This window comes from Exiguobacterium sp. s194 (assembly GCF_018618275.1).
Taxonomy (GTDB): Bacteria; Bacillota; Bacilli; order Exiguobacteriales; family Exiguobacteriaceae; genus Exiguobacterium; species Exiguobacterium chiriqhucha.
This window is the reverse complement of sequence record NZ_JACSLT010000001.1, coordinates 210,154-231,489: the sequence shown is the minus strand read 5'-3', so window position 1 is coordinate 231,489 and position 21,336 is coordinate 210,154. Positions and strand designations below refer to the sequence as shown.

Here is a 21,336-nt window from a genome sequence, read left to right as displayed (position 1 = left end):
GGAAGAACAATGAGTGCAAAAATTTTAGTGGTAGATGATGCGGCGTTCATGCGCATGATGATTAAGGATATCTTGACAAAGAATGGATTTGAAGTCGTCGGAGAAGCGGAGAACGGTGTCGATGCAGTCGCGAAATATCGTGAGCTCATGCCCGATCTCGTCACGCTCGACATCACGATGCCAGAAATGGACGGCTTGGCAGCCTTGAAGGAAATCCGCGGGTTCGATTCGAACGCGAAAGTAATCATGTGTTCGGCGATGGGACAACAAGCGATGGTCATCGATGCGATTCAAGCAGGAGCAAAAGACTTTATCGTCAAACCGTTCAACGCTGAACGCGTCGTCGAGGCAGTCTCAAAAACGGTCGCACAATGAACAAGTGGTGGTTGATTATCCTTCTCGTGGCTGGGTTATTCGTCCCGGCCACGGTCGAGGCCGCCACCGTCGACCAACAGTTCGAACAGCAACAACCAGACACGAAAGAGGAACCGGTCACATCGGCCGTCTCATCGGTCGGCACGGCCATCAAGCTCATCTTGAGCCTGGTCGTCGTCATCGGTGGGTTCCTCGTCCTCGTGCGATGGTTGAACGCACGGACACAAGGCGTGAAGTCGGCTCAGCATTTGACCCATCTCGGTGGTGTCCCGCTCGGCAAAGACCGTTCGGTGCAACTCGTCAAGCTCGGTGAACAAGTGTACGTGCTCGGTGTCGGCGACTCAATTCAATTGCTCGACCGGATTGATGCCGAAGCGATGGACGAGGCGGCGCTCGATGCCCCGACCTTGAACCAGTCGAACTCGTCGGCTTTTCTCGACACGTTCAAACAACAGTTGGCCCAGATTGAAGAAGTGAGGAAGAAACGATGACGACGATTGAACAATTGATTAACTTGGAGACGCCAGATAGTACATCGACCTCAATCAAACTATTGGTCGTGCTCACTTTGCTCACGCTCGCGCCCTCGTTTTTAATCTTGATGACTTGTTTCACACGGGTCGTCGTCGTGCTGTCGTTCATCCGTCCGGCACTCGGGACGCAACAGACGCCACCGAACCAGTTGATTATCGGGCTCGCCCTGTTCATCACGTTGTTCGTCATGTCGCCTGTGCTATCGGAGTTGAATTACAAAGCATTGTCGCCTTATATGGATGACGAAATCAGTCAAGACGAGGCGTTCGAAGAGGCTGGGAATACGATGAAACGATTCATGGCCCAATATACGCGCCAAGAGGATTTGCAATTATTTATTAAATATGGGAACTATGAGCAACCTGAGTCGGTCGAAGACGTCCCGCTGCTCGCGATGGTCCCGGCCTATGCGATTAGCGAGTTGAAAACGGCGTTCCAAATCGGGTTCATGATCTTCTTGCCATTTTTGATTATAGATATGGTCGTAGCAAGTGTCCTCATGTCAATGGGGATGATGATGCTTCCGCCGGTCATGATCGCCTTGCCGTTCAAATTGTTACTGTTTGTGTTGGTGGATGGATGGCACTTGATTGTGGAGTCCTTGCTTAGAAGTATGTAGGAGGAACGAATATGACGCAGGAAATGGTCATTTATTTGGCGACGGAGAGTGTGTGGACGTTATTGAAAATCTCGATGCCGCTCTTATTGATTTCGCTCGTCGTCGGTCTCGTCATTTCGATTTTACAGGCGACGACACAAATTCAAGAACAGACGCTATCGTTCGTCCCAAAGATCGTCTCGGTCTTTATCGGGCTCGTCGTCTTCGGACCTTGGATGCTGCAACAGATTGAAGGGTTCACCCGTTTGATTTTTGAACTCATGGTCGAGGTCGCCTCGAAATGAACGCGGTCGATTTCATCAGTCTGTATGGATTGACGTTCGCCCGTCTGTCAGGCTTCTTCGTGAGCGTCCCGTTATTTTCATCCCGGCAACTGCCGGTCATGCACCGCGTCGCGTTCAGTGCCTTTTTAGCGTACTATGCGATGTTCACGGTGACAGAGCCACTCGATCTCGGCCAAGCCTATATCTTGCAGGTATTGTACGAGGTGTTGATCGGCTTGGTGCTCGGTATATTGATTAACATATTATTTTTCGCGCCCCAGATTGCGGGTGGCGTCATCGATTTACAGCTCGGACTCGCGATGGCATCGGCCTATGACCCGATGTTCGGAGGCCAGTCGCCGCTGATTGGTCGATTCTACTATATTTTCACGTTGTTTATCATGCTGTCGAGCAACTTACATCTGCTGCTGATTGATGGCATCTATTATAGCTTTCAAATTTATCCGCCGGGTCAGCCAATTATCGACTTCAGCGAAGCGTCACTCATGATGGCCGTCAAGGTCGTCACGATGACGATGATGGTCGCCTTGCAACTTGCCTTTCCGCTCATGGCATCGCTCTTGCTCGTCGACATGGCGCTCGGATTCTTGGCGAAATCGGCGCCGCAATTCAATATTTTTGCAATCGGATTTTCATTCAAGCTGATTGCGGGATTTTCGGTCATGGTCGTCATGATGGGGTTGACCTTGAACGGCATCAGCCAATTCATCCCGATTTTACAAGAAGTGTTACGTGATTTTATGACTGTGCTAGGAGACGCCTCATGAAGCCTCTATATACCTTATCGGTCGATCTTCAATTTTTTGCAGGAGAAAAAACCGAAAAAGCAACACCGCGTAAACGAGAGGACTCGCGCAAGAAAGGCCAAGTGGCCAAGTCGGCCGATTTGACCGGGGCTTTCGCCTTGTTCGCGATGTTTCTCATGTTATCGTTCTTAGGGCCTTATCTCGGCAAACAGTTGTTCAGTGTGACGAAAGATTTGCTCGGTCCGAGCTACTTGCTGTTCGATCTGTCGAACGGATTGTCCGGCATGCTCACCGACTTGTTGCTTCGCGTCGGACTGATCGTGGGCCCGTTCTTCGCGGTCGCCATCGTGTTCGGGATATTAATCAACTACCTTCAAATCGGGACGTTGTTCTCGGGTGAAGCGATTCAACCGAAACTCGAACGAATCGATCCGATTAAAGGGGTCAAACGGATTATCAGTATGAAAGCGGTCGTCGAATTTTTAAAGTCCTTATTCAAATTATTGATTATCCTGACGACTGCCGTCGCCGTGCTCTGGCAGAACCAAAAAGAACTGTCCCGCATGGCGGTCGAACATATCCGTGAATCGGTCATCGCGCTCGCCCATATCACGATTGAACTCGGACTGTGGGTGAGTGTGGCCTTGCTCGCGCTCGCCTTGCTCGACTTTTTCTATCAACGGTTCGATTTTGAGAAATCGATTCGCATGTCGAAGCAAGATATTAAAGACGAGTATAAGAACAGTGAAGGTGACCCGCTCATCAAGTCGAAAATCAAACAACAACAACGGGAGATGGCGATGCGCCGCATGATGCAAGAGATCCCGAATGCGGACGTCGTCATCACCAACCCGACCCATTATGCCGTCGTCATCCGGTACGACGACACGAAAGACTTCGCGCCGCTCGTCGTCGCCAAAGGGGTCGATCGCGTCGCCTTCAATATCCGTGACGTGGCCAAAGAACATGATATCCCGATTGTCGAAAACAAACCGTTGGCCCGTGCGTTGTACGCCCAAATGGATATCGGGGAAGTCGTTGACGAGTCGTTTTATCAGGCGATTGCCGAAGTGCTCGCATTCGTCTATCAATTGAAACAACCGTCTTGAGGAGGAGTATGTATTGGCTGTAAAAGCTAAAGATTTTGCGGTATTGATCGGCGTTCTCATGATCGTCGTCATGCTCGTCATCCCGTTACCGGGGTTCATGTTAGATTTCTTAATCATTGTCAATATACTCATTGCGTTGCTCATTTTGCTCGTCGCGATGAACGCCCGGGAAGCACTCGACTTCTCGGTTTTTCCTTCGCTGTTGCTGATTGTGACGTTATTCCGGCTCGGATTGAACGTGTCGACGACACGTTCGATTCTCTCGACCGGATACGGTGGGGAAGTCATCGCAACATTTGGAGACTTTGTCGTCGGCGGGAAAGTGCTCGTCGGATTCGTCGTCTTTCTCATCCTCGTCATCATCCAGTTCGTCGTCATCACGAAAGGGGCCGAACGCGTATCCGAAGTGTCGGCACGTTTCACCCTCGATGCGATGCCAGGGAAACAGATGGCCATCGATGCCGATTTGAACTCGGGATTGATTGATGACAAAGACGCGCAAATCCGCCGGAAAAAGATTCAAAGCGAAGCCGACTTTTATGGGTCGATGGATGGGGCCTCGAAGTTCGTCAAAGGGGACGCCATCGCCGGGATTATCATCGTCGCCATCAACTTGATTTTCGGAATCATCATCGGTGTCGCCGACATGGGTCTACCGGTCGGCGAAGCGTTCCAAAAGTTCTCGCTCATGACGATTGGGGACGGGCTCGTCGGTCAAATCCCGGCGCTCCTCATCTCGACAGCAACCGGGATTATCGTCACACGTGCTGTCTCGGACGGGAACCTCGGCGAAGACGTCGTCGACCAGCTCGGGCAAAACCCGACGCTGCTCTATATCGCCGGCTCCATCGTCATCATGCTTGGAATCATCTCACCGAGTCTGCTCCCGGTGACACTGATCATTGCCGGCGCCACGTTCTACGGCGCTTATACGATGCGTCGCAATTTGAAACGGACCATCGACACGCCGTTACCGGAAGAAGAACCGGCGGCACCGACTGAGACGGTCGTCTCGCTGTTACAGATTGATGCCATCGAGTTCGAGTTCGGCTACGGACTCATTCCGCTCGCCGATGAATCGCAAGGCGGCGACTTGCTCGACCGAGTCGTTATGATCCGTCGTCAGCTCGCGCTCGAACTCGGGTTCATCTTGCCGACGGTACGGATTCGTGATCATCTGCAACTGTCACCGAACGCATATCGCATCAAAGTGAAAGGCAACGTCGTCGCTGAAGGCGAACTCTTGCTCGATCATTACTTGGCGATGAGTCCTGGGATTGAAGATCCAGAAGTATATGGGATTGAAACGACGGAGCCGGCGTTCGGTCTCCCGGCGCTATGGATTGATGAAGAGACGCGTACCCGCGCCGAAATGAGCGGGTATACCGTCGTCGATCCGCCGTCCGTCGTGGCGACACATTTGACGGAGACGCTCAAGAAACACGCTGCCGACCTGCTCGGGCGTGAAGAGACGAAACAGCTCGTCGAGCATTTGAAAGAGACACATCCGGTGCTCGTCGAAGACGTGACACCATCCGTCTTGTCGATTGGAGACATTCAAAAAGTGCTCCGTCATCTGTTGAAAGAACACGTCTCGATTCGCAATTTACCGCTCTTGTTCGAGACGATGGCCGACTATGGCAAAGTGACGAAAGACGCGGATATCCTCGGCGAATACTGCCGGCAAGGTCTGTCGCGTCAATTGACCGACCAAGTCAGTCCGCCCGACGGACCACTCTACGTGGTCACGCTCGGCGGCCAGACCGAACAGCTGATTCAAGACGCCGTTCAAAAGACGGAGTTCGGCAACTATTTGGCGCTCGACCCGGAACAAGCGCGCGAGATTATCGAACGCTCGGGCGAGCAGCTGTCGATGTTCGAACGCTACGGGGCATCGGCCGTCATTCTTTGTTCGCCGACGATCCGACTGTTCGTGAGACAATTGCTCGAACGGTATTATCCGGATGTGCCGGTCCTCGCCTACAACGAACTGCTCAGCTCGATTGAAGTGAAAAGTATTGGGGTGATTTAAGTGCAAATCAAAAAATATACAGGCAAGACGATGGCGGAAGCGATGGCGAAAGTCAAACAAGAGTTTGGCGACGACGCCGTCATCTTGAATTCGCGCCAAGTGAAGAAAGGATGGCTCGGCTTGTTCGCCTCACAACACGTCGAGGTCATCGCCGCGCTCGAGAAGGCGCCACTCGCCGTCAAACCACGTACGGTTGCGAAGCCGGTCGCGGCAACGAAACCTGAGGCAACGCAAAAACGTCAACCGCAACCACGGAACGTCGCGTATGCTGCGCCTGAAATCTCGGGAGCGAGACGGTTGCCGGCACCATTGGCACACGTCGAAGCGCTGCTCGCGTCCGAATCGTTTCAAGGTGAAGCGTGGGACGAAGCGATTCAGGAACTGTATTACACGACAAAATCGGTCGACGCCGTCGAACGTTACGTCCGCGATCAAATCCAAAATTCTTTCTTGCCTGTACCGGAACCGAAGCGGTACATGATGCTCGTCGGTCCGACCGGTGTCGGCAAGACGACGACGCTCGCGAAACTAGCCGCCCACTATAAGCTCGAGCATGGACTCTCGGTCGGCCTCATCACGACGGATACGTATCGAATCGCTGCCATCGAGCAGTTGAAGACGTACGCCGAGATTCTAGACATCCCGGTCGAGGTCGCCTACGATTTTGATGATTTCAAGCGGGCGAAGCAGCTGTTCGCTCGAAAAGACATCATTTTGATTGATACGGCTGGCCGCAACTTCCGCGACGAGGCGTATGTTGAGCAGTTCGAGCGGCATCATGACTTTTCGGAGACGAGTCTCTCGCTCGTCCTCAGCTTGACGTCAAAGATGCGGGACATGGAAATGATATATCGTCAGTTCGAGCCGTTGCCGCTCGGGTCGCTGATCTTCACGAAAGCGGACGAGACGAGCGACATCCATGCGATGTATCGGATGGTTCGCGAAAGTGGGCTGCCGGTCGCTTGGCTGACGGATGGACAAGAAGTGCCTGACGACCTCGTCAACGGGGACCCTTCCCGGCTGACGGATCGGTTACTTGAGAAAGAAGGGTGGACCCAATGGACCAAGCAAGACGTCTAAGGGCGAAAACAGAGACCCCACCGACGACGATCGCTTTCGCGAGCGGGAAAGGCGGGGTCGGCAAGACGAACGTCTGTGTCAATACGGCCATCGGCCTCGTCGAGCTTGGGAAGCGCGTGTTAATCGTCGATCTCGACATCGGGATGGCGAACGTGCATATCTTGTTGAACGCCTCGAGATCACGGACGATGATGGATTCGGTCAAAGCCCGAATTCCGCTGGCCGCCTCGGTTCAGAAAGGTGTGCATGGTGTCGATATATTACATGGGGGGAGTGGACTTGATGAACTAGTCCAATTCTCACATGCCGATATGCAATTTTTTATGCGTGAACTCGAAGTGCTCACTGAATACGATTATGTCCTGTTCGACATGGGGGCCGGGGCGACCGACACATCACTTCAATTCATTGAAGGATGTGATGAGATGTTTCTCATCTTGACGCCTGAACCGACCTCGCTCATGGATGGGTACGCCTATACGAAGCTGGTGCATCGACAAAGCCCAGACTTACCGCTCGGCGTCATCGTCAATCGGGCCCAATCGGGTGAGGAAGCGCTGCAATGTTTTGAACGAATGGAAGTTGCGTGTGAGCAGTTTTTAAAGAAATCGATTCGATTCCTCGGGTATTTACCAGATGACGCCACGGTCAGACGAGCGGTCATCGCCCAAGTCCCGTTTTACCATTTGGACCGAAAAAGTGATATCAGTTGGCGGTTAGAGCGGATTTTAACGACATTGACCGGGACACCGCCGAAACCGCGTCATTTTATGGATCGCTTGATGGGGAACTTGAAACGTCAGTGGAACCGAGTCTAACGACAGGGAGGCATTATAGATGGACGTGAACGAATACTTAGGATTGTTTTTAGATGAGTCGCAAGAACATATTCAATCGGTGAACACCCAACTGTTAAAACTTGAACAGACGGGCAGCCAAGAGGCGATTCAAGAGATTTTCCGCTCCGCGCATACGCTCAAAGGAATGTCGGCGACGATGGGTTACGAGAGTGTGGCCAACTTGACACATGAGATGGAGAGCGCGCTCGACTTGGTTCGGGCCGGTAAGAAAGAGAGCAACCAGCTGTTGCTTGATACGATGTTCTCAGCGATGGAACAAATCGAAGAGATGATTGCCAATATCGAGACCGGCGGCCGAGGCGCGAACGTCGATGTCGCTGCGACGGTGTCTGCGTTCCAGTCGTTCATCGGCAGCTCGTCAAAGGCGGCTCCGACGGTCGAAGCCAACGTCTTCACGGCCGACCTTTATACGGATTCGGTCATCACCCAAGCGAAGGAGACGGGCTTCGAGGCGTTCCAATTGCACGTGAAACTATCCGATGCCGTCGTTTTGAAAGCGGCGCGTGCTTATATGGTATTCGATCGCCTGCAAGAACTCGGCGAGGTCGTCCGGACGTTACCGGAAACCGAGGCCATCGAACAAGAGCAGTTCGACCTCTCGTTTGACGTCTTGTTTGTGTCACAAGAGACGGCAGATGTGATTGAACACGCCGTGTCCCAAGTGTCAGAAGTCGAGCACGTCCTCGTGACGGTGTATACGAGTGCATCGAGTGAACCGGAAGTCGCCGTCAGTGCCGAGACCGTCGCCGTCGCTGAAGCGAAACCGAAAGTCGAGGCGGACGAGCCGAAAGAACAGGCTGTCGCCCAGGCGAAGACGATTCGCGTCAACTTGGAACGGATTGATCGTTTAATGAACTTATTCGAAGAGTTCATTATCGACCGCGGTCGTCTCGAGCGGCTCGCCGACGAAGTCGGACAGCCTGAATTGAACGAGACGGTCGAGAAAATCAAACGCGGGACGAACGAACTCCAATCACTCGTGCTGACGCTCCGGATGATGCCGATCGAGCAAGTGTTCAACCGCTTCCCACGCATGGTACGTTCGGTCGCGAAAGACATCCATAAAAAAGTCCAGCTTGAGATCACAGGCGCGGAGACGGAACTCGATCGGACGGTCATCGATGAGATTGGCGACCCGCTCGTTCACTTGATTCGCAATGCCATCGATCACGGCATCGAACTACCAGAAGTCCGTGTCGCAGCCGGGAAACCGGAGCAAGGGAGTCTTGCGCTCCGGGCTTACCATGGCGGCAACCGTGTCTTCATTGAAATCGAGGACGACGGGGCAGGGATCCATGTCGATAAAGTCCGGTCGAAAGCGCTCGAGCGCGGCGTCATCACGCCGGAAGAAGCGACAGCGATGACCGATAACGAAGTCGCTATGCTCATCTTCGCCCCAGGCTTCTCGACGGCAGATGTCGTCACCGATTTGTCTGGTCGCGGTGTCGGTCTTGACGTCGTGAAAAACAAAATTGAATCACTCGGTGGGGTCGTCACGCTCGAGACGGTCGTCGGACAAGGGACGAAATTCCAAGTCAGCCTTCCGCTCACGCTGTCCATCATCTCGGCGATGCTCGTTCAAGCCGGTGAGGAGACGTACGCCATCCCGTTGTCATCGATTCTTGAGACGACACTTCTTGACGAGGCTGACATTTTGACGGCCCATCGCGAACGTGTCTTCGATTTCCGAGGTCAGCTCGTCCCGCTCGTCTATTTAAAAGAAATGTTTGCGATTGAGACGGAAACGAAGACGCAATTCCCGGTCGTCGTCGTCCGTAAAGGAAATAAACTCGTCGGCGTGGTCGTCAACGATTTGATTGGCCAACAAGAGATTGTCATGAAGCCGCTCGGTACGTATCTCGAGGGCATTCCGGCCATCTCTGGTGCGACGATACTCGGAGACGGGCGTGTCGCCTTGATTGTCGACAGCAACGATCTGTTCTAAGGAGGAAGAAGGATGGAACAAAAATGGGTAGTCTTTTCACTGGGAACGAACACATACGGGATCGATGTCCAGTCGGTCCGCTCGATTGAACGGGTACAACCGGTCACACGCGTCCCGAACGCACCGGCTCACGTCAAGGGCGTCATCAATTTGCGCGGTGTCGTCACGCCGGTCATCGACCTTCGCCTCCGCCTCGGGTATGAGGCGATTGAACCGACCGACGAGACTCGGATTTTAATCGCCTCGCTCAATCAAGGCGATGCCGGTTTTATCGTCGATCGCGCCAACGAGGTCGTGGAAAGCGAGGACGTTCGTCTCGAGCCGATTCCTGAATCGAGTCGAGACATGTTGTCGGCTCATTTGACGGCGATTGCGAAAGGGGAGGACAAACTGTTCTCGCTTCTCGACGCCAACGCGTTGTTCGAGGAACAACATGCTGAGTGAGTTCGAGCAAGATTTATTGAAAGAACTTGGCAATATCGGATCAGGCCACGCAGCGACGGCATTGTCGACGCTCTTGGCCAAGCCGGTCAACATTACCGTCTCCTCGGCCGAGATGGAACCGATCACGTATCTGCCGGAACGGGTCGGCGGTCCTGAGCGTCATGTGGCATCCGTGCTATTAGAGCTCGGAGGCGACATCAGCGGCATGATCCTCATCTTATTCCCGGTCGACGACGCCGAGATGATGGTCTCATCACTCATCGGGAGCGGGTTCACGTTCCAAGCGGCCGATGAACTCGGTCAGTCGGCATGGGAAGAGATTGGGAATATCATGAGCGGGGCCTACGCCCGGGCGCTCGGCGATTGGTTGAATACACCGATTCCGATTCACGTCCCGGCGACAGCGGTCGACATGGCCGGTTCGATCGTCGAATTCGTCGTCACATCGGTCCAGCCCGAAGAAGATGCGGCGCTCTATATCGATACGACGTTCCGCATCGACGGAAAAGTAAGTGCCGGACATGTGTTGTTCCTACCGACGCATGGCTCGCTCGAACGGATTAAGCAGCGGTTGATGGGCCATGGCTGAAGTACTCAAAATTGGGATTGCAGAATGGAAGCAGACGACGGCGCCGAACAAGTTGCGGACGGCCGGACTCGGTTCGTGTGTCGGGGTCATCCTGTACGACGTCCGGCTTCAAGTCGCGGCGATGGCCCACGTCATGTTGCCGGATTCGGCGATTGCCCGCAAACATCAAACGATTGAAGTAGGGAAATATGCGGACACGGCCATCGACGCTCTCGTCGCTTCATTGAAACGGGCCGGGGCCGGTCGGTTGCAAGCAAAGATGGCCGGCGGCGCCCAAATGTTTCAATTCAAATATGAGAATGAGGCGATGCGCATCGGTGAACGAAATGCCGAGGCCGTCCGCAATGCGTTGAAAGCGCACCGGATCCCGCTCGTCGCCGAGGACTGTGGCGGACATAATGGGCGGACGATTGAATTTGATGTGGCGACTTGCGTCCTCTCGATTCGAACGGTCAGCGTAGGAACAAAGGAAATTTAGGGGGGATCGACATGACGACTCAACTTACCGAGTTGTGGGATCGTTGGAATACTGACCGCGATATGGATACGGCGAATGAACTATTGACGCACTATGAGTTCCTGATCCATTATCACGTGCAACGAATGATCGTGACGCTCCCGAAGAGCGTCGAACGCGACGAATTGAAAAGTTTGGGTTACATGGGATTGTACGATGCCCTCATGAAATATGATCCAGAACACAACAACAAGTTTGACACGTACGCGGCGTTTCGGATTCGGGGCGCCATCATCGACGGATTACGGAAAATCGATTGGTTGCCGCGATCGGTGCGTGAACGGGTGAAGAAGATTGACCATGTCGCCGAACAGCTCGAACAGAAGTTGCATCGGGCCCCGACGAAAGAAGAACTGGCGCACGCGTGCGAGCTGCCGGTCTCAGAAATCGAGAAAGCGATGGCGGAAGGGTACTTTGCGAACATGTTATCAATCGATGAGGCGGTGACGCTTCAAGAGGAAGGCAAGGTCATGTCTGTCACGTATTTTGACCCCGACTCCGAAAAACCGGAAGACACGCTCCTGCAGCGCGAGTTGCTCGATGTGTTGACGAACGAGATTGAGCATTTATCTGAGAAAGAACGGCTCGTCGTGTCGTTATTCTATTTTGACGAGTTGACGTTGACGGAGATCGGTGAAGTGTTGGAACTATCGACGTCCCGCATCTCACAAATTCATTCCAAGGCACTGAAGACGTTAAAGCTTGCGCTTGGACGTTCCTATTTAGAAGAAAAGACATCATGAAGGAGGGATGGAGATGACCGTCGTCTATATCGGAATCGCCTGTATCGTCGCGTACGGACTGTTGATTTTGTTTCGTCAAGTCCAGGCGCTGACGGCTCGTGTCACGCGGCTCGAACAGGAGAAGCGTGAGACCGAGGCCCTCCTGTTGTCGTTCATGGAATCGATGAACGATGTCGTGAAACACCCTGCGCCATCGAGCGAGGAATCGGCTGTGGAACCTGCATTTGAGGATTCGCCGATGGAGGCACCGTCGTCCCGTGAGCGCCAACAGGCACCGCACGTCGAGGACGTTTTACTGAACCATTCGGTCCGAGAGACGGCCCGACTGCTCGGAAAAGGTGAGGGAGAAGTCGCCCTTTATGCCAAACTTCGCAAAAAGTGAGAGTTGCCGGATTGGCTGACATATGCTATAGTAATTTTCGGTGTTAAACACATCACACACGTCTCGGGATGGTATTCCTCGGTGCCGAAAGGTCGGAATACAACGATGAACGAGGCGGAGGACTTTTTTAAACCACAAGGAGGAAATTTATCATGGCAGTAATCTCAATGAAGCAATTGCTCGAAGCTGGTGTACACTTCGGTCACCAGACACGCCGTTGGAACCCAAAAATGGCGAAATACATCTTCACGGAGCGTAACGGAATCTACATCATCGACCTTCAAAAAACGGTCAAAAAAGTAGACGAAGCTTACAACTTCGTTCGTGAACTCGCGGCAGAAGGCGGAAACGTCCTCTTCGTAGGTACGAAAAAACAAGCTCAAGACACGATCAAAGAAGAAGCACTCCGTTCAGGTATGTACTTCATCAACGAGCGTTGGTTGGGTGGAACACTCACAAACTTCTCAACAATCAAAAAGCGTATCAACCGCTTGAAGCAGCTTGAGAAAATGGAAGCTGACGGTACGTTCGAAGTACTTCCTAAGAAAGAAGTCATCATCTTGAAAAAAGAAATGACACGTCTTGAGAAGTTCCTCGGCGGAATCAAGGACATGCCAGGTGTTCCTGATGCCCTCTTCATCGTTGACCCACGTAAAGAGCGTATTGCGATTGCAGAAGCTCACAAATTGAACATCCCAATCGTTGCGATTGTCGACACAAACTGTGACCCAGACGAAATCGACTACGTCATCCCAGCGAACGACGATGCGATTCGTGCGGTTAAATTGCTCACTTCTAAGATGGCAGACGCGATCATCGAAGCGAAGCAAGGCGAAGAAGAAGTAGCTGAAGAAGCAGTAGCTCCAGAAGCTGAAGCGACAGAAGCTGAGTAATCGGTCAGACAACAGGTGATAAAGGGAAAGCCTTTTATCACCTTTTTTTAGGACACGTATATAAAGCCTTAGTGCTTTTTCTTAAAAATTCGTAAGTTTTACAAGGAGGAATTTCCGATGGCAGTTACAGCAGCAATGGTAAAAGAACTTCGTGAAAAAACAGGCGCAGGTATGCTCGATTGCAAAAAAGCACTCACTGAAACAAATGGTGACATGCAAGCGGCAATCGACTTCCTTCGTGAAAAAGGGATCGCTAAAGCAGCAGCTAAAGGCGACCGCATCGCAGCAGAAGGTTTGACGGCAGTAGCGGTTGACGGCAACAAAGCTGCGCTCGTCGAAGTCAACTCAGAAACAGACTTCGTTGCGAAAAACGAGAAGTTCCAAACACTCGTTTCAGACGTGGCGAATGCAGTTCTCACTTCAGGCGCGACTTCAGTAGAAGCGGCACTCGCTTCTGAATTCGTAGCAGGTAAAACACTTGAGACGCACATCCAAGAAGAAGCTTCGACAATCGGAGAGAAAATCTCACTCCGTCGTATCGCTGTTCTTCAAAAAGCTGACGATGCAGTCTTCGGCACGTACCTTCACATGGGTGGACGCATCGGTTCGGTCGTCATCATCGACGGTACAACGGACGAGACAGTTGCGAAAGACGTAGCTATGCACGTCGCAGCAGCACGCCCACTTTACGCGACACGCGACGAAGTATCGGCTGAAGAAGCAGATCGTGAGAAGAAAGTCTTGACTGAGCAAGCCCTCAACGAAGGCAAGCCTGCCAACATCGTCGAGAAGATGATCGCGGGACGTATGAACAAGTACTTCGAGGAAATCTGCCTCGTCGACCAAACATTCGTTAAAGACGCTGACTTCAAAGTTGGGAAATACGTAGAGTCTAAAGGCGGCCGTGTCAACTCATTCGTACGTTTCGAAGTTGGAGAAGGTATGGAAAAACGCGAAGAAAACTTTGCTGAAGAAGTAATGAACCAACTTAAAAAATAATCTGCATCACCCGTGATGCAATCAAAATTGGGAACACGTCTGTATAACCTTGAGTTAGTTCGTTAAGGGAGCGTGTTCCCTTTTTTCAAGCAAGAGGAGGCAAAGTATGGAACCGAAATATAAGCGAATTGTGTTAAAATTGAGTGGAGAAGCGCTCGCAGGAGATCAAGGGTACGGGATTGACCCGGCCATCGTCAACTCGATCTCTGGACAAATCAAAGAGTTGGTCGCCTTGGGCGTCGAAGTAGCCGTCGTCGTCGGAGCCGGAAACATCTGGCGCGGGAAGACGGGCAGCGAACTCGGCATGGACCGGGCGAATGCTGATTATATGGGCATGCTTGCCACGGTGTTGAACTCGCTCGCACTTCAAGATAGCCTTGAATCGAACGGTGTCCAGACGCGCGTCCAAACCTCAATCGAAATGCGCCAAGTGGCTGAACCGTACATCCGTCGTCGGGCGATGCGTCACCTTGAAAAAGGTCGAGTCGTCATCTTCGCGGCAGGGACGGGGAACCCGTACTTCTCAACAGATACGACAGCAGCACTCCGCGCAGCGGAAATTGAAGCTGACGTCATCCTGATGGGTAAAAACAACGTCGATGGTGTCTATTCGGCGGATCCGAAACTCGTTCCGGATGCGGTCAAATACGACACGCTCACGTACTTGGACGTCTTAAAAGACGGACTCCAAGTGATGGATTCGACAGCCACATCACTATGTATGGACAACCATATCCCACTGATTGTATTCTCATTGCTTGAAGAAGGAAACATCAAACGTGTCGTACTCGGGGAACATATCGGGACGGTAGTAGGAGGAATCAATTCATGAGTGTTAATGACGTATTGAAAACTGCTGAAGAAAAGATGGAGAAAGCCCATTCTGCCTTGAAACGTGATTTCGGGACACTTCGTACGGGACGCGCGAGCGCGTCAATCTTGGACCCGGTCCAAGTCGACTACTACGGTGTACCGACTCCGCTCAACCAAGTGGCGAACATCAACACTCCGGAAGCGCGTCTACTCTTGATTCAACCATGGGACAAATCGATGGTGTCAGATGTCGAGAAAGCGATTCAAAAAGCCGACCTCGGCCTCTCGCCGTCTTCTGATGGGACGGTCATTCGTCTCGCGATCCCAGCTTTGACAGAAGAGCGCCGCAAAGAGCTCGTGAAAGTGACGAAAAAATATGCGGAAGAAGCGAAAGTAGCTGTCCGTAACGTTCGTCGTGACGCGAATGAAAACTTGAAGAAGCTTGAAAAAGATGGGGACTTGACTGAGGACGACCTTCGCGGTTACGCGGATGACGTTCAATCGTTAACGGATTCGTACATCAAAAAGATTGATGAATCTGCAGCGACGAAAGAAAAAGAAATCATGGAAGTGTAATCACGGAAGTGGTATACCAAAAAGCTGTGTGGGGACCCTTTTACTGAGAGGGTCCCTCTTTCATACAATCAGGAGGATAGAGTATGTTTAAATGGGTGAATCCTAAAACAAAAACCGAGGCGGAACTGAGCATTCCCGAACACGTCGCCATCATCATGGACGGCAACGGCCGTTGGGCGAAGAAGCGTGGGCTCCCTCGCATCATGGGTCACCGGGAAGGGATGAAGTCGGTCCGGGAAGCGGTGCGCACCGCCCAAGAACTCGGCATCCGTTCATTGACGCTGTATGCGTTCTCGACGGAGAACTGGACGCGTCCTGAAGAAGAAGTCAACTTCTTGATGAAATTGCCGAAGCAATTTTTAGAGACGGATTTAAAAGAATTGGATGAACAGAACGTTCGCGTGCTCGTCGCAGGCGATGTGACAAAACTGCCACGCGGGACGCGAGAAGCGGTCGATGAGGCACGGACACGGACGGCGACGAATACGGGGCTCGATCTCGTCTTTGCGCTCAACTATGGCGGACGTGATGAACTCGTTCAAGCGATGAAACAAATCGCGAGTGATGTGGCGCACGGTACGATCCAACCGGACGAGATCGATGACGTCATGATTGGTGAGCGTCTCATGACGAACATGCAAGACGTTGATTTGATTATCCGCACGAGTGGGGAACAGCGCCTCTCGAACTTCTTGCTCTGGCAAGGGGCTTACGCTGAACTACATTTCACGGACGTGTTGTGGCCTGAGTTCAAACGGGATCACTTCGTCGAGGCGATTGAAGCGTACAATGCGCGGACTCGCCGGTTTGGCGGGGTGTGACATGAAAACACGAATCATTACCGGTCTCTGGGCCGGCGCCATATTTGTCACGTTGATTGCCTTAGGCGGTAGCCCGTTCGTCATCTTGATGGGCGTGCTCGCCTTAATCGGATTGAGCGAGTTTACGTTGATGCGCAATCATAAATTGATGGCGTTCCCGTTTCTCGTGACGTCACTTCTCGTGGCGTTCCCGTTCATCTTGATGTTGCTCGAGCGTCGGCTCGTCCTCGAGGAACTGCCGATGTCGACGACGCAATGGATGGTGCTCGGTTTAATGCTCCTCTTGTTCTGGACGGTCGTCACGAAAAACCGGTTCACGTACGAAGATGCGAGCTTTTATTTCGTCTCTGCCGTCTATCTCGTCATCGGGTTCTCGAGTTTCGCACTCGTCCGCTTGTCAGAAGACGGGCTCGTCAAAGTGTTGCTCGTCTTGTTCATGATTTGGGCGACCGATTCTGGAGCCTATTTCACAGGGAAAGCGATCGGAAAGACGAAACTATGGCCGTCTATCAGCCCGAATAAGACAATTGAAGGTGCGATCGGCGGCATCGTGTCGGCGATTGTCCTCGGCATCGTCTACGTACTCATCGAGCCGGTGTTACCGATTCTCGAAGTATTGGTGCTCGCGGTCGTCGTATCAGTCGTCGGTCAACTCGGTGATTTGGTACAATCAGCATACAAGCGTCAATATAATGTGAAAGATTCCGGTCATCTGTTACCGGGACACGGTGGGATTTTAGACCGGTTTGATAGTATGATCGCGGTATTCACCGTCATTTGGGTATTTAATTTGTTATAAAAGAGGAGTGTCAAGATGAAGCGAATCAGCTTAATCGGGGCGACTGGATCGATTGGCGTACAAACATGCGACGTCATCGAACAGCACCCCGACTTGTTTGAACTTGAGGCATATGCGTTCGGAACGAACGTAGACGTGGCGGAAGAATGGATCAATCGCCTACGGCCAAAATACGTATCCGCTAAAAATATCGAGGTACTCGAACAGCTCAAGCCACGCCTTACATATGAACCACTCTTTTTCATCGGACTGGAAGGGTTGATTGCATGTGCGACCGCTGAACGGGCCGATGTCGTCGTGACGGCAGTCGTCGGGGCCGTCGGGCTTGAACCGACCCTTGCCGCCATCGAAGCGGGGAAAGACATCGCGCTTGCGAACAAAGAGACGCTCGTCACGGCAGGGCATCTCGTCACCGCAGCCGTCAAAAAGCATGGCGTCAGCCTGCTCCCGGTCGACAGTGAACATTCGGCCATCTATCAATGCTTGAACGGCGAACGTCGCGACGACGTCTCGAAAATCATCTTGACGGCTTCAGGCGGAAGTTTCCGTGACAAGTCGCGAGAAGAGCTTGAAGGGGTTACGGTCGCAGAGGCGCTCGCGCATCCGAATTGGTCGATGGGTGCCAAAATCACAATCGATTCGGCGACGATGTTCAATAAAGGACTCGAAGTCATCGAAGCGCACTGGTTGTTCGATATCGATTATAATGATATTGAAGTAGTGCTCCATCGCGAGTCGATCATCCACTCGATGGTCGAATTCAAAGATGCCGCTGTCATGGCGCAGCTCGGCAACCCCGATATGCGAGGCCCGATTCTCTATGCGCTATCAGCCCCGAAACGTCTTGAAATCGAAGGGAACAAGCGGTTAAACTTGAGAGAAATCGGGACGCTACACTTCGCGGAAGCCGATTTAACACGTTATCCGGCGTTACGCCTCGCTTATGAGGCCGGGCGTGCCGGCGGTTCGATGCCGACCGTGCTCAATGCGGCCAACGAGGCGGCCGTCGAGCTGTTCTTGAACGGGGAGATCGCATTCCTCGATATCGAACGCATCGTCGAGCAAGCGATGGAGACACATACGGTAATTGCAGAACCGACGCTCGAGGAGATTCTTCAAATCGACCGAGCGGTTCGAGAACAAATTCAGCAAGGAAAGTGAAGGTGGGGAATAGACAATGACGACTTTTATCGCCATCGTTTTGATGTTTGGGGTACTCATTTCGGTTCATGAATGGGGACACCTCGTCATGGCGAAACGGGCAGGGATTCTCTGTCATGAATTTGCAATTGGGTTTGGACCGAAAATCCTCTCATTCCGAAAAAATGAGACGCTGTATACGATTCGACTATTGCCAATCGGCGGTTATGTCAAAATGGCCGGGGAAGATTTTGAGCCGATCGAAGTGAAGGCCGGGCAACACGTCGGATTGCGTCTGACGAGTGCCGGGACGGTCGATCGCGTCTATTTCCAACCGGACCAGGCCCAAGACGTTCATGTCGTCGGGACGGTCGACAAGTTTGACTCGGTCCGCGAATTGAAAGTACAACTGCTCGTCGATGATGAGGTCCGTGTCTATTCGCTCGAGCGGGACACGCTTCTCGTCGACCAAGGCATGGAGATTCAAATCGCGCCTTACGACCGCACGTTCGGAGCCCAGTCTGTCTGGAAACGGGTGCTTGCGATTGCAGCCGGTCCGGCGATGAACTTCGTCCTTGCCTTCCTCCTCCTCGTCATCGTCGGTCTCGTCCAAGGGACACCGACGGACGATGGTCAAATCGGTACGGTCCAACCGGACTCGGCCGCCGATCAAGCCGGGCTCGTCGCAGGCGACGAGATCGTCTCGATCGAGGGTCAACCGATCGACAACTGGCTCGATTTGCGGACGGTATTGGCCGATCGTGCCGACACGCCGACCGAAGTGACGTATATTCGTGACGACGTCGAGCAAACGGTGACGATTACGCCGCAAGCGGTCGAACAAAATGGGGAGACGGTCGGAATTTTAGGCGTGACGAACGCGCTCGAACGTTCACCGGCCAAAGCCTTTACAACCGGGGCCGAGACGACGTGGACGATGTCGACGCTCATCTTCTCCGCGGTCGGTGACTTGGTGACGGGTCAGGTCGGCGTCGATCAGTTGGCCGGTCCGGTCGGGATCGTCCGCATGACCGACGAAGTGGCAGCGAGCGGATTCATCATGCTCCTTAACTGGACGGCACTTCTATCCGTCAACTTGGCCATTTTCAACTTGTTGCCGCTCCCGGCGCTCGATGGGGGACGACTCATCTTCCTCTTGTTCGAAGCGGTGCGCGGAAGACCGATTGATCCGAAAAAGGAAGGATTCGTCCACTTTATCGGTTTCGCTTTGCTCATGCTGCTCATGTTGATTGTCACCTGGAATGATATCCAGTCATTCTTTAAATAATAAGATCTAATCGAGTTACAGAAGGGAAACGTTGATACCTATGAAACAATCGAGACTGTTCATGCCTACATTACGAGAAGTACCGGCCGATGCGGAAGCCATCAGCCATCAGCTTCTCGTCCGTGGGGGCTTCATGCGCCAAAACGCCGCTGGGATTTATTCATATCTCCCGCTCGGCCATCGCGTATTGCACAATATCCAAACGATTATCCGCGAAGAGATGAATCGGGCCGGAGCGCAAGAGTTGCTCATGCCAGCGATTCAACCGGCCGAACTATGGGAAGAGACGGGACGCTGGGGCATTTACGGTCCAGAATTGATGCGATTGACGGACCGTCATGACCGTCGTTTCGCACTCGGTGCGACCCATGAGGAACTCATCACGTCAATCGTGCGCGATGAACTCAACTCGTATAAAAAGTTACCGGTCAACTTGTATCAGATTCAAACGAAGTATCGCGACGAACGTCGTCCGCGCTTTGGATTGCTCCGGGGTCGTGAGTTCTTGATGAAAGACTCGTACTCGTTCCATGCGACGCAAGACGACTTGGACGAAGAGTATACGAATATGTATAACGCCTATTCACGCATCTTTGACCGCATCGGCTTGAAATATCGTCCGGTCGTAGCTGATTCAGGTGCCATCGGCGGGAAAGATACACACGAGTTCCAAGCGCTCGCCGAAATCGGTGAAGATACCATCGTATATACGGATTCATCAACTTATGCGGCGAACATCGAGATGGCTGAAACGCTCGACCGCTATGACATGCAAGCGGCCGACGTGCTCGCACTCGACAAGGTCGACACGAAAGACAATAAGACGATTGAAGATGTGGCGCGTTTCTTGAACGTCGATCCGAAGACGACAATCAAGTCGGTCCTCTTCAACGTCGATGGCGAGACGGTCATGGCCATCGTTCGAGGTGATCACGAGGCGAACGACGTCAAAGTGAAGAACGCTCTCGGTGGACTCGACATCCAAATGGAAGAAGAAGCGACGATTATCGACTTGTTCGGCTGTGAGCCGGGCACGCTCGGACCGATTCATTCACCGGTCAAAGTCGTGGCTGATTACGCCGTCAAATATTTGGTCGACGCGGTATGTGGCGCCAACGAGGCGAACACCCATTATACGCACGTCAACGCCGAACGCGACTTGTCGCATTTGACGTATCACGACCTCCGTTTCGTCGTCGAAGGCGACATGGCACCTGACGAGTCAGGTCCGGTCCGCTTCGCCCGCGGGATTGAAGTCGGACAAGTGTTCAAGCTCGGCACACGCTATTCAGAAGCGATGGGCGCGACGTTCTTGAACGAAGAAGGTCGGGCCGAACCGCTCATCATGGGCTGTTACGGCATCGGCGTCTCGCGGACGTTGTCGGCCGTCATCGAGCAACATCATGACGATCGCGGAATCGTCTGGCCGAAGAGCGTCGCTCCGTTCGATGTGCACTTGATTGCCATCAACACGAAAGACGAGGCGCAAGTCGAACTCGCGAACCGTTTATACGATGAGCTGTCATCGACGTACGATGTGTTGTATGATGACCGTAAAGAACGGGCTGGCGTCAAGTTTGCCGATGCTGATTTGATCGGTCTTCCGATTCGTATCAACGTCGGGAAAAAAGCGAGCGAAGGAATCGTCGAAGTGAAAGTACGTGCCACTGGCGAAGTCCTCGAGACGACAGTCGATGAGTTGCCACGTGTCATCACGACGCAACTGAACGAAGCCAAATGATCGATGA

Annotated in this window: 24 protein-coding genes; all 24 read left to right on the top strand. The window is 52.7% G+C overall.

Going from position 1 to position 21,336, the window contains the following annotated elements; all coding sequences use genetic code 11:
* Positions 1 to 9: 9 nt before the first annotated feature.
* The gene (locus tag KNP85_RS01170) at positions 10 to 375 is read left to right on the top strand and encodes a response regulator (protein WP_021067131.1); all 366 of its coding nucleotides are present in this window, start codon (positions 10 to 12) and stop codon (positions 373 to 375) included.
* Positions 372 to 866: a flagellar biosynthetic protein FliO gene (locus tag KNP85_RS01165; protein ID WP_021067132.1), complete on the top strand. Its 495-nt coding sequence runs from the start codon at positions 372 to 374 to the stop codon at positions 864 to 866. The genes KNP85_RS01170 and KNP85_RS01165 overlap by 4 nt, the downstream gene beginning before the upstream one ends.
* Positions 863 to 1,528: a flagellar type III secretion system pore protein FliP gene (gene fliP / locus KNP85_RS01160; RefSeq protein WP_214800866.1), complete on the top strand. Its 666-nt coding sequence runs from the start codon at positions 863 to 865 to the stop codon at positions 1,526 to 1,528. The genes KNP85_RS01165 and fliP overlap by 4 nt, the downstream gene beginning before the upstream one ends.
* A gap of 11 nt (positions 1,529 to 1,539) precedes the next feature.
* A complete protein-coding gene (gene fliQ, locus KNP85_RS01155; protein ID WP_021067134.1) occupies positions 1,540 to 1,812 on the top strand; it encodes a flagellar biosynthesis protein FliQ in 273 nt (90 codons plus the stop codon).
* Positions 1,809 to 2,579, top strand: a complete 771-nt coding sequence (fliR, locus tag KNP85_RS01150) for a flagellar biosynthetic protein FliR (protein ID WP_021067135.1) — start codon at positions 1,809 to 1,811, stop codon at positions 2,577 to 2,579. The genes fliQ and fliR overlap by 4 nt, the downstream gene beginning before the upstream one ends.
* Positions 2,576 to 3,667: a flagellar biosynthesis protein FlhB gene (gene flhB / locus KNP85_RS01145; RefSeq protein ID WP_214800864.1), complete on the top strand. Its 1,092-nt coding sequence runs from the start codon at positions 2,576 to 2,578 to the stop codon at positions 3,665 to 3,667. The genes fliR and flhB overlap by 4 nt, the downstream gene beginning before the upstream one ends.
* Before the next feature lie 58 nt (positions 3,668 to 3,725).
* Positions 3,726 to 5,699: a flagellar biosynthesis protein FlhA gene (flhA, locus tag KNP85_RS01140; RefSeq protein ID WP_251136182.1), complete on the top strand. Its 1,974-nt coding sequence runs from the start codon at positions 3,726 to 3,728 to the stop codon at positions 5,697 to 5,699.
* Positions 5,700 to 6,779: a flagellar biosynthesis protein FlhF gene (locus tag KNP85_RS01135; RefSeq protein ID WP_021067138.1), complete on the top strand. Its 1,080-nt coding sequence runs from the start codon at positions 5,700 to 5,702 to the stop codon at positions 6,777 to 6,779.
* Positions 6,758 to 7,597 carry a MinD/ParA family protein gene (locus KNP85_RS01130; protein WP_021067139.1) on the top strand — a complete coding sequence of 280 codons (840 nt, stop codon included), beginning with the start codon at positions 6,758 to 6,760 and terminating at the stop codon, positions 7,595 to 7,597. The genes KNP85_RS01135 and KNP85_RS01130 overlap by 22 nt, the downstream gene beginning before the upstream one ends.
* A 19-nt stretch (positions 7,598 to 7,616) precedes the next feature.
* Positions 7,617 to 9,584 carry a chemotaxis protein CheA gene (locus tag KNP85_RS01125; protein ID WP_214800860.1) on the top strand — a complete coding sequence of 656 codons (1,968 nt, stop codon included), beginning with the start codon at positions 7,617 to 7,619 and terminating at the stop codon, positions 9,582 to 9,584.
* A gap of 12 nt (positions 9,585 to 9,596) precedes the next feature.
* Positions 9,597 to 10,028 (top strand): chemotaxis protein CheW, encoded by a 432-nt coding sequence (locus KNP85_RS01120; protein ID WP_029595691.1) that lies wholly within the window; start codon positions 9,597 to 9,599, stop codon positions 10,026 to 10,028.
* Complete coding sequence (locus KNP85_RS01115) at positions 10,018 to 10,617, top strand: chemotaxis protein CheC (protein ID WP_021067142.1); 600 nt, start codon at positions 10,018 to 10,020, stop codon at positions 10,615 to 10,617. The genes KNP85_RS01120 and KNP85_RS01115 overlap by 11 nt, the downstream gene beginning before the upstream one ends.
* On the top strand, positions 10,610 to 11,095 hold the full coding sequence (locus KNP85_RS01110) for a chemotaxis protein CheD (RefSeq protein ID WP_214800858.1): 486 nt from the start codon (positions 10,610 to 10,612) through the stop codon (positions 11,093 to 11,095). The genes KNP85_RS01115 and KNP85_RS01110 overlap by 8 nt, the downstream gene beginning before the upstream one ends.
* Before the next feature lie 11 nt (positions 11,096 to 11,106).
* Positions 11,107 to 11,877, top strand: a complete 771-nt coding sequence (locus tag KNP85_RS01105) for a FliA/WhiG family RNA polymerase sigma factor (protein WP_021067144.1) — start codon at positions 11,107 to 11,109, stop codon at positions 11,875 to 11,877.
* Between the two features lie 13 nt (positions 11,878 to 11,890).
* Positions 11,891 to 12,259 carry a hypothetical protein gene (locus KNP85_RS01100; protein ID WP_214755804.1) on the top strand — a complete coding sequence of 123 codons (369 nt, stop codon included), beginning with the start codon at positions 11,891 to 11,893 and terminating at the stop codon, positions 12,257 to 12,259.
* 152 nt (positions 12,260 to 12,411) lie between these two features.
* Entirely contained in the window at positions 12,412 to 13,152 is a 741-nt protein-coding gene (gene rpsB, locus KNP85_RS01095) for a 30S ribosomal protein S2 (RefSeq protein ID WP_021067146.1), read from the top strand.
* A 117-nt stretch (positions 13,153 to 13,269) separates the two neighbouring features.
* A complete protein-coding gene (tsf, locus tag KNP85_RS01090; protein ID WP_029595690.1) occupies positions 13,270 to 14,151 on the top strand; it encodes a translation elongation factor Ts in 882 nt (293 codons plus the stop codon).
* Between the two features lie 106 nt (positions 14,152 to 14,257).
* Positions 14,258 to 14,983 (top strand): UMP kinase, encoded by a 726-nt coding sequence (pyrH, locus tag KNP85_RS01085; RefSeq protein WP_021067148.1) that lies wholly within the window; start codon positions 14,258 to 14,260, stop codon positions 14,981 to 14,983.
* Positions 14,980 to 15,540: a ribosome recycling factor gene (frr, locus tag KNP85_RS01080; protein WP_021067149.1), complete on the top strand. Its 561-nt coding sequence runs from the start codon at positions 14,980 to 14,982 to the stop codon at positions 15,538 to 15,540. The genes pyrH and frr overlap by 4 nt, the downstream gene beginning before the upstream one ends.
* An 83-nt stretch (positions 15,541 to 15,623) precedes the next feature.
* Positions 15,624 to 16,361, top strand: coding sequence for an undecaprenyl pyrophosphate synthase (locus KNP85_RS01075; RefSeq protein WP_021067150.1), 738 nt, complete (start codon positions 15,624 to 15,626; stop codon positions 16,359 to 16,361).
* 1 nt (position 16,362) lies between these two features.
* The gene (locus KNP85_RS01070) at positions 16,363 to 17,160 is read left to right on the top strand and encodes a phosphatidate cytidylyltransferase (protein ID WP_031200184.1); all 798 of its coding nucleotides are present in this window, start codon (positions 16,363 to 16,365) and stop codon (positions 17,158 to 17,160) included.
* 15 nt (positions 17,161 to 17,175) lie between these two features.
* Positions 17,176 to 18,321, top strand: coding sequence for a 1-deoxy-D-xylulose-5-phosphate reductoisomerase (gene dxr, locus KNP85_RS01065; protein WP_021067152.1), 1,146 nt, complete (start codon positions 17,176 to 17,178; stop codon positions 18,319 to 18,321).
* Positions 18,322 to 18,337: 16 nt separating this feature from the next.
* Positions 18,338 to 19,588: an RIP metalloprotease RseP gene (gene rseP, locus KNP85_RS01060; protein ID WP_029595687.1), complete on the top strand. Its 1,251-nt coding sequence runs from the start codon at positions 18,338 to 18,340 to the stop codon at positions 19,586 to 19,588.
* A gap of 40 nt (positions 19,589 to 19,628) precedes the next feature.
* On the top strand, positions 19,629 to 21,329 hold the full coding sequence (locus KNP85_RS01055; protein WP_021067154.1) for a proline--tRNA ligase: 1,701 nt from the start codon (positions 19,629 to 19,631) through the stop codon (positions 21,327 to 21,329).
* Positions 21,330 to 21,336 lie beyond the last annotated feature (7 nt).

Excerpts from the sequence above, each read along its gene's own strand:
- KNP85_RS01120 (WP_029595691.1), top strand. The coding sequence starts at position 9,597 with ATGGAACAAAAATGGGTAGTCTTTTCACTGGGAACGAACACATACGGG.
- KNP85_RS01070 (WP_031200184.1), top strand. The coding sequence starts at position 16,363 with ATGAAAACACGAATCATTACCGGTCTCTGGGCCGGCGCCATATTTGTC.
- KNP85_RS01055 (WP_021067154.1), top strand. The coding sequence starts at position 19,629 with ATGAAACAATCGAGACTGTTCATGCCTACATTACGAGAAGTACCGGCC.
- tsf (WP_029595690.1), top strand. The coding sequence starts at position 13,270 with ATGGCAGTTACAGCAGCAATGGTAAAAGAACTTCGTGAAAAAACAGGC.
- KNP85_RS01170 (WP_021067131.1), top strand. The coding sequence starts at position 10 with ATGAGTGCAAAAATTTTAGTGGTAGATGATGCGGCGTTCATGCGCATG.
- flhA (WP_251136182.1), top strand. The coding sequence starts at position 3,726 with ATGATCGTCGTCATGCTCGTCATCCCGTTACCGGGGTTCATGTTAGAT.
- KNP85_RS01110 (WP_214800858.1), top strand. The coding sequence starts at position 10,610 with ATGGCTGAAGTACTCAAAATTGGGATTGCAGAATGGAAGCAGACGACG.
- KNP85_RS01100 (WP_214755804.1), top strand. The coding sequence starts at position 11,891 with ATGACCGTCGTCTATATCGGAATCGCCTGTATCGTCGCGTACGGACTG.
- frr (WP_021067149.1), top strand. The coding sequence starts at position 14,980 with ATGAGTGTTAATGACGTATTGAAAACTGCTGAAGAAAAGATGGAGAAA.
- rpsB (WP_021067146.1), top strand. The coding sequence starts at position 12,412 with ATGGCAGTAATCTCAATGAAGCAATTGCTCGAAGCTGGTGTACACTTC.
- KNP85_RS01165 (WP_021067132.1), top strand. The coding sequence starts at position 372 with ATGAACAAGTGGTGGTTGATTATCCTTCTCGTGGCTGGGTTATTCGTC.
- KNP85_RS01105 (WP_021067144.1), top strand. The coding sequence starts at position 11,107 with ATGACGACTCAACTTACCGAGTTGTGGGATCGTTGGAATACTGACCGC.
- KNP85_RS01130 (WP_021067139.1), top strand. The coding sequence starts at position 6,758 with ATGGACCAAGCAAGACGTCTAAGGGCGAAAACAGAGACCCCACCGACG.
- KNP85_RS01125 (WP_214800860.1), top strand. The coding sequence starts at position 7,617 with ATGGACGTGAACGAATACTTAGGATTGTTTTTAGATGAGTCGCAAGAA.
- flhB (WP_214800864.1), top strand. The coding sequence starts at position 2,576 with ATGAAGCCTCTATATACCTTATCGGTCGATCTTCAATTTTTTGCAGGA.
- pyrH (WP_021067148.1), top strand. The coding sequence starts at position 14,258 with ATGGAACCGAAATATAAGCGAATTGTGTTAAAATTGAGTGGAGAAGCG.
- fliR (WP_021067135.1), top strand. The coding sequence starts at position 1,809 with ATGAACGCGGTCGATTTCATCAGTCTGTATGGATTGACGTTCGCCCGT.
- fliP (WP_214800866.1), top strand. The coding sequence starts at position 863 with ATGACGACGATTGAACAATTGATTAACTTGGAGACGCCAGATAGTACA.
- KNP85_RS01075 (WP_021067150.1), top strand. The coding sequence starts at position 15,624 with ATGTTTAAATGGGTGAATCCTAAAACAAAAACCGAGGCGGAACTGAGC.
- rseP (WP_029595687.1), top strand. The coding sequence starts at position 18,338 with ATGACGACTTTTATCGCCATCGTTTTGATGTTTGGGGTACTCATTTCG.
- fliQ (WP_021067134.1), top strand. The coding sequence starts at position 1,540 with ATGACGCAGGAAATGGTCATTTATTTGGCGACGGAGAGTGTGTGGACG.
- dxr (WP_021067152.1), top strand. The coding sequence starts at position 17,176 with ATGAAGCGAATCAGCTTAATCGGGGCGACTGGATCGATTGGCGTACAA.
- KNP85_RS01115 (WP_021067142.1), top strand. The coding sequence starts at position 10,018 with ATGCTGAGTGAGTTCGAGCAAGATTTATTGAAAGAACTTGGCAATATC.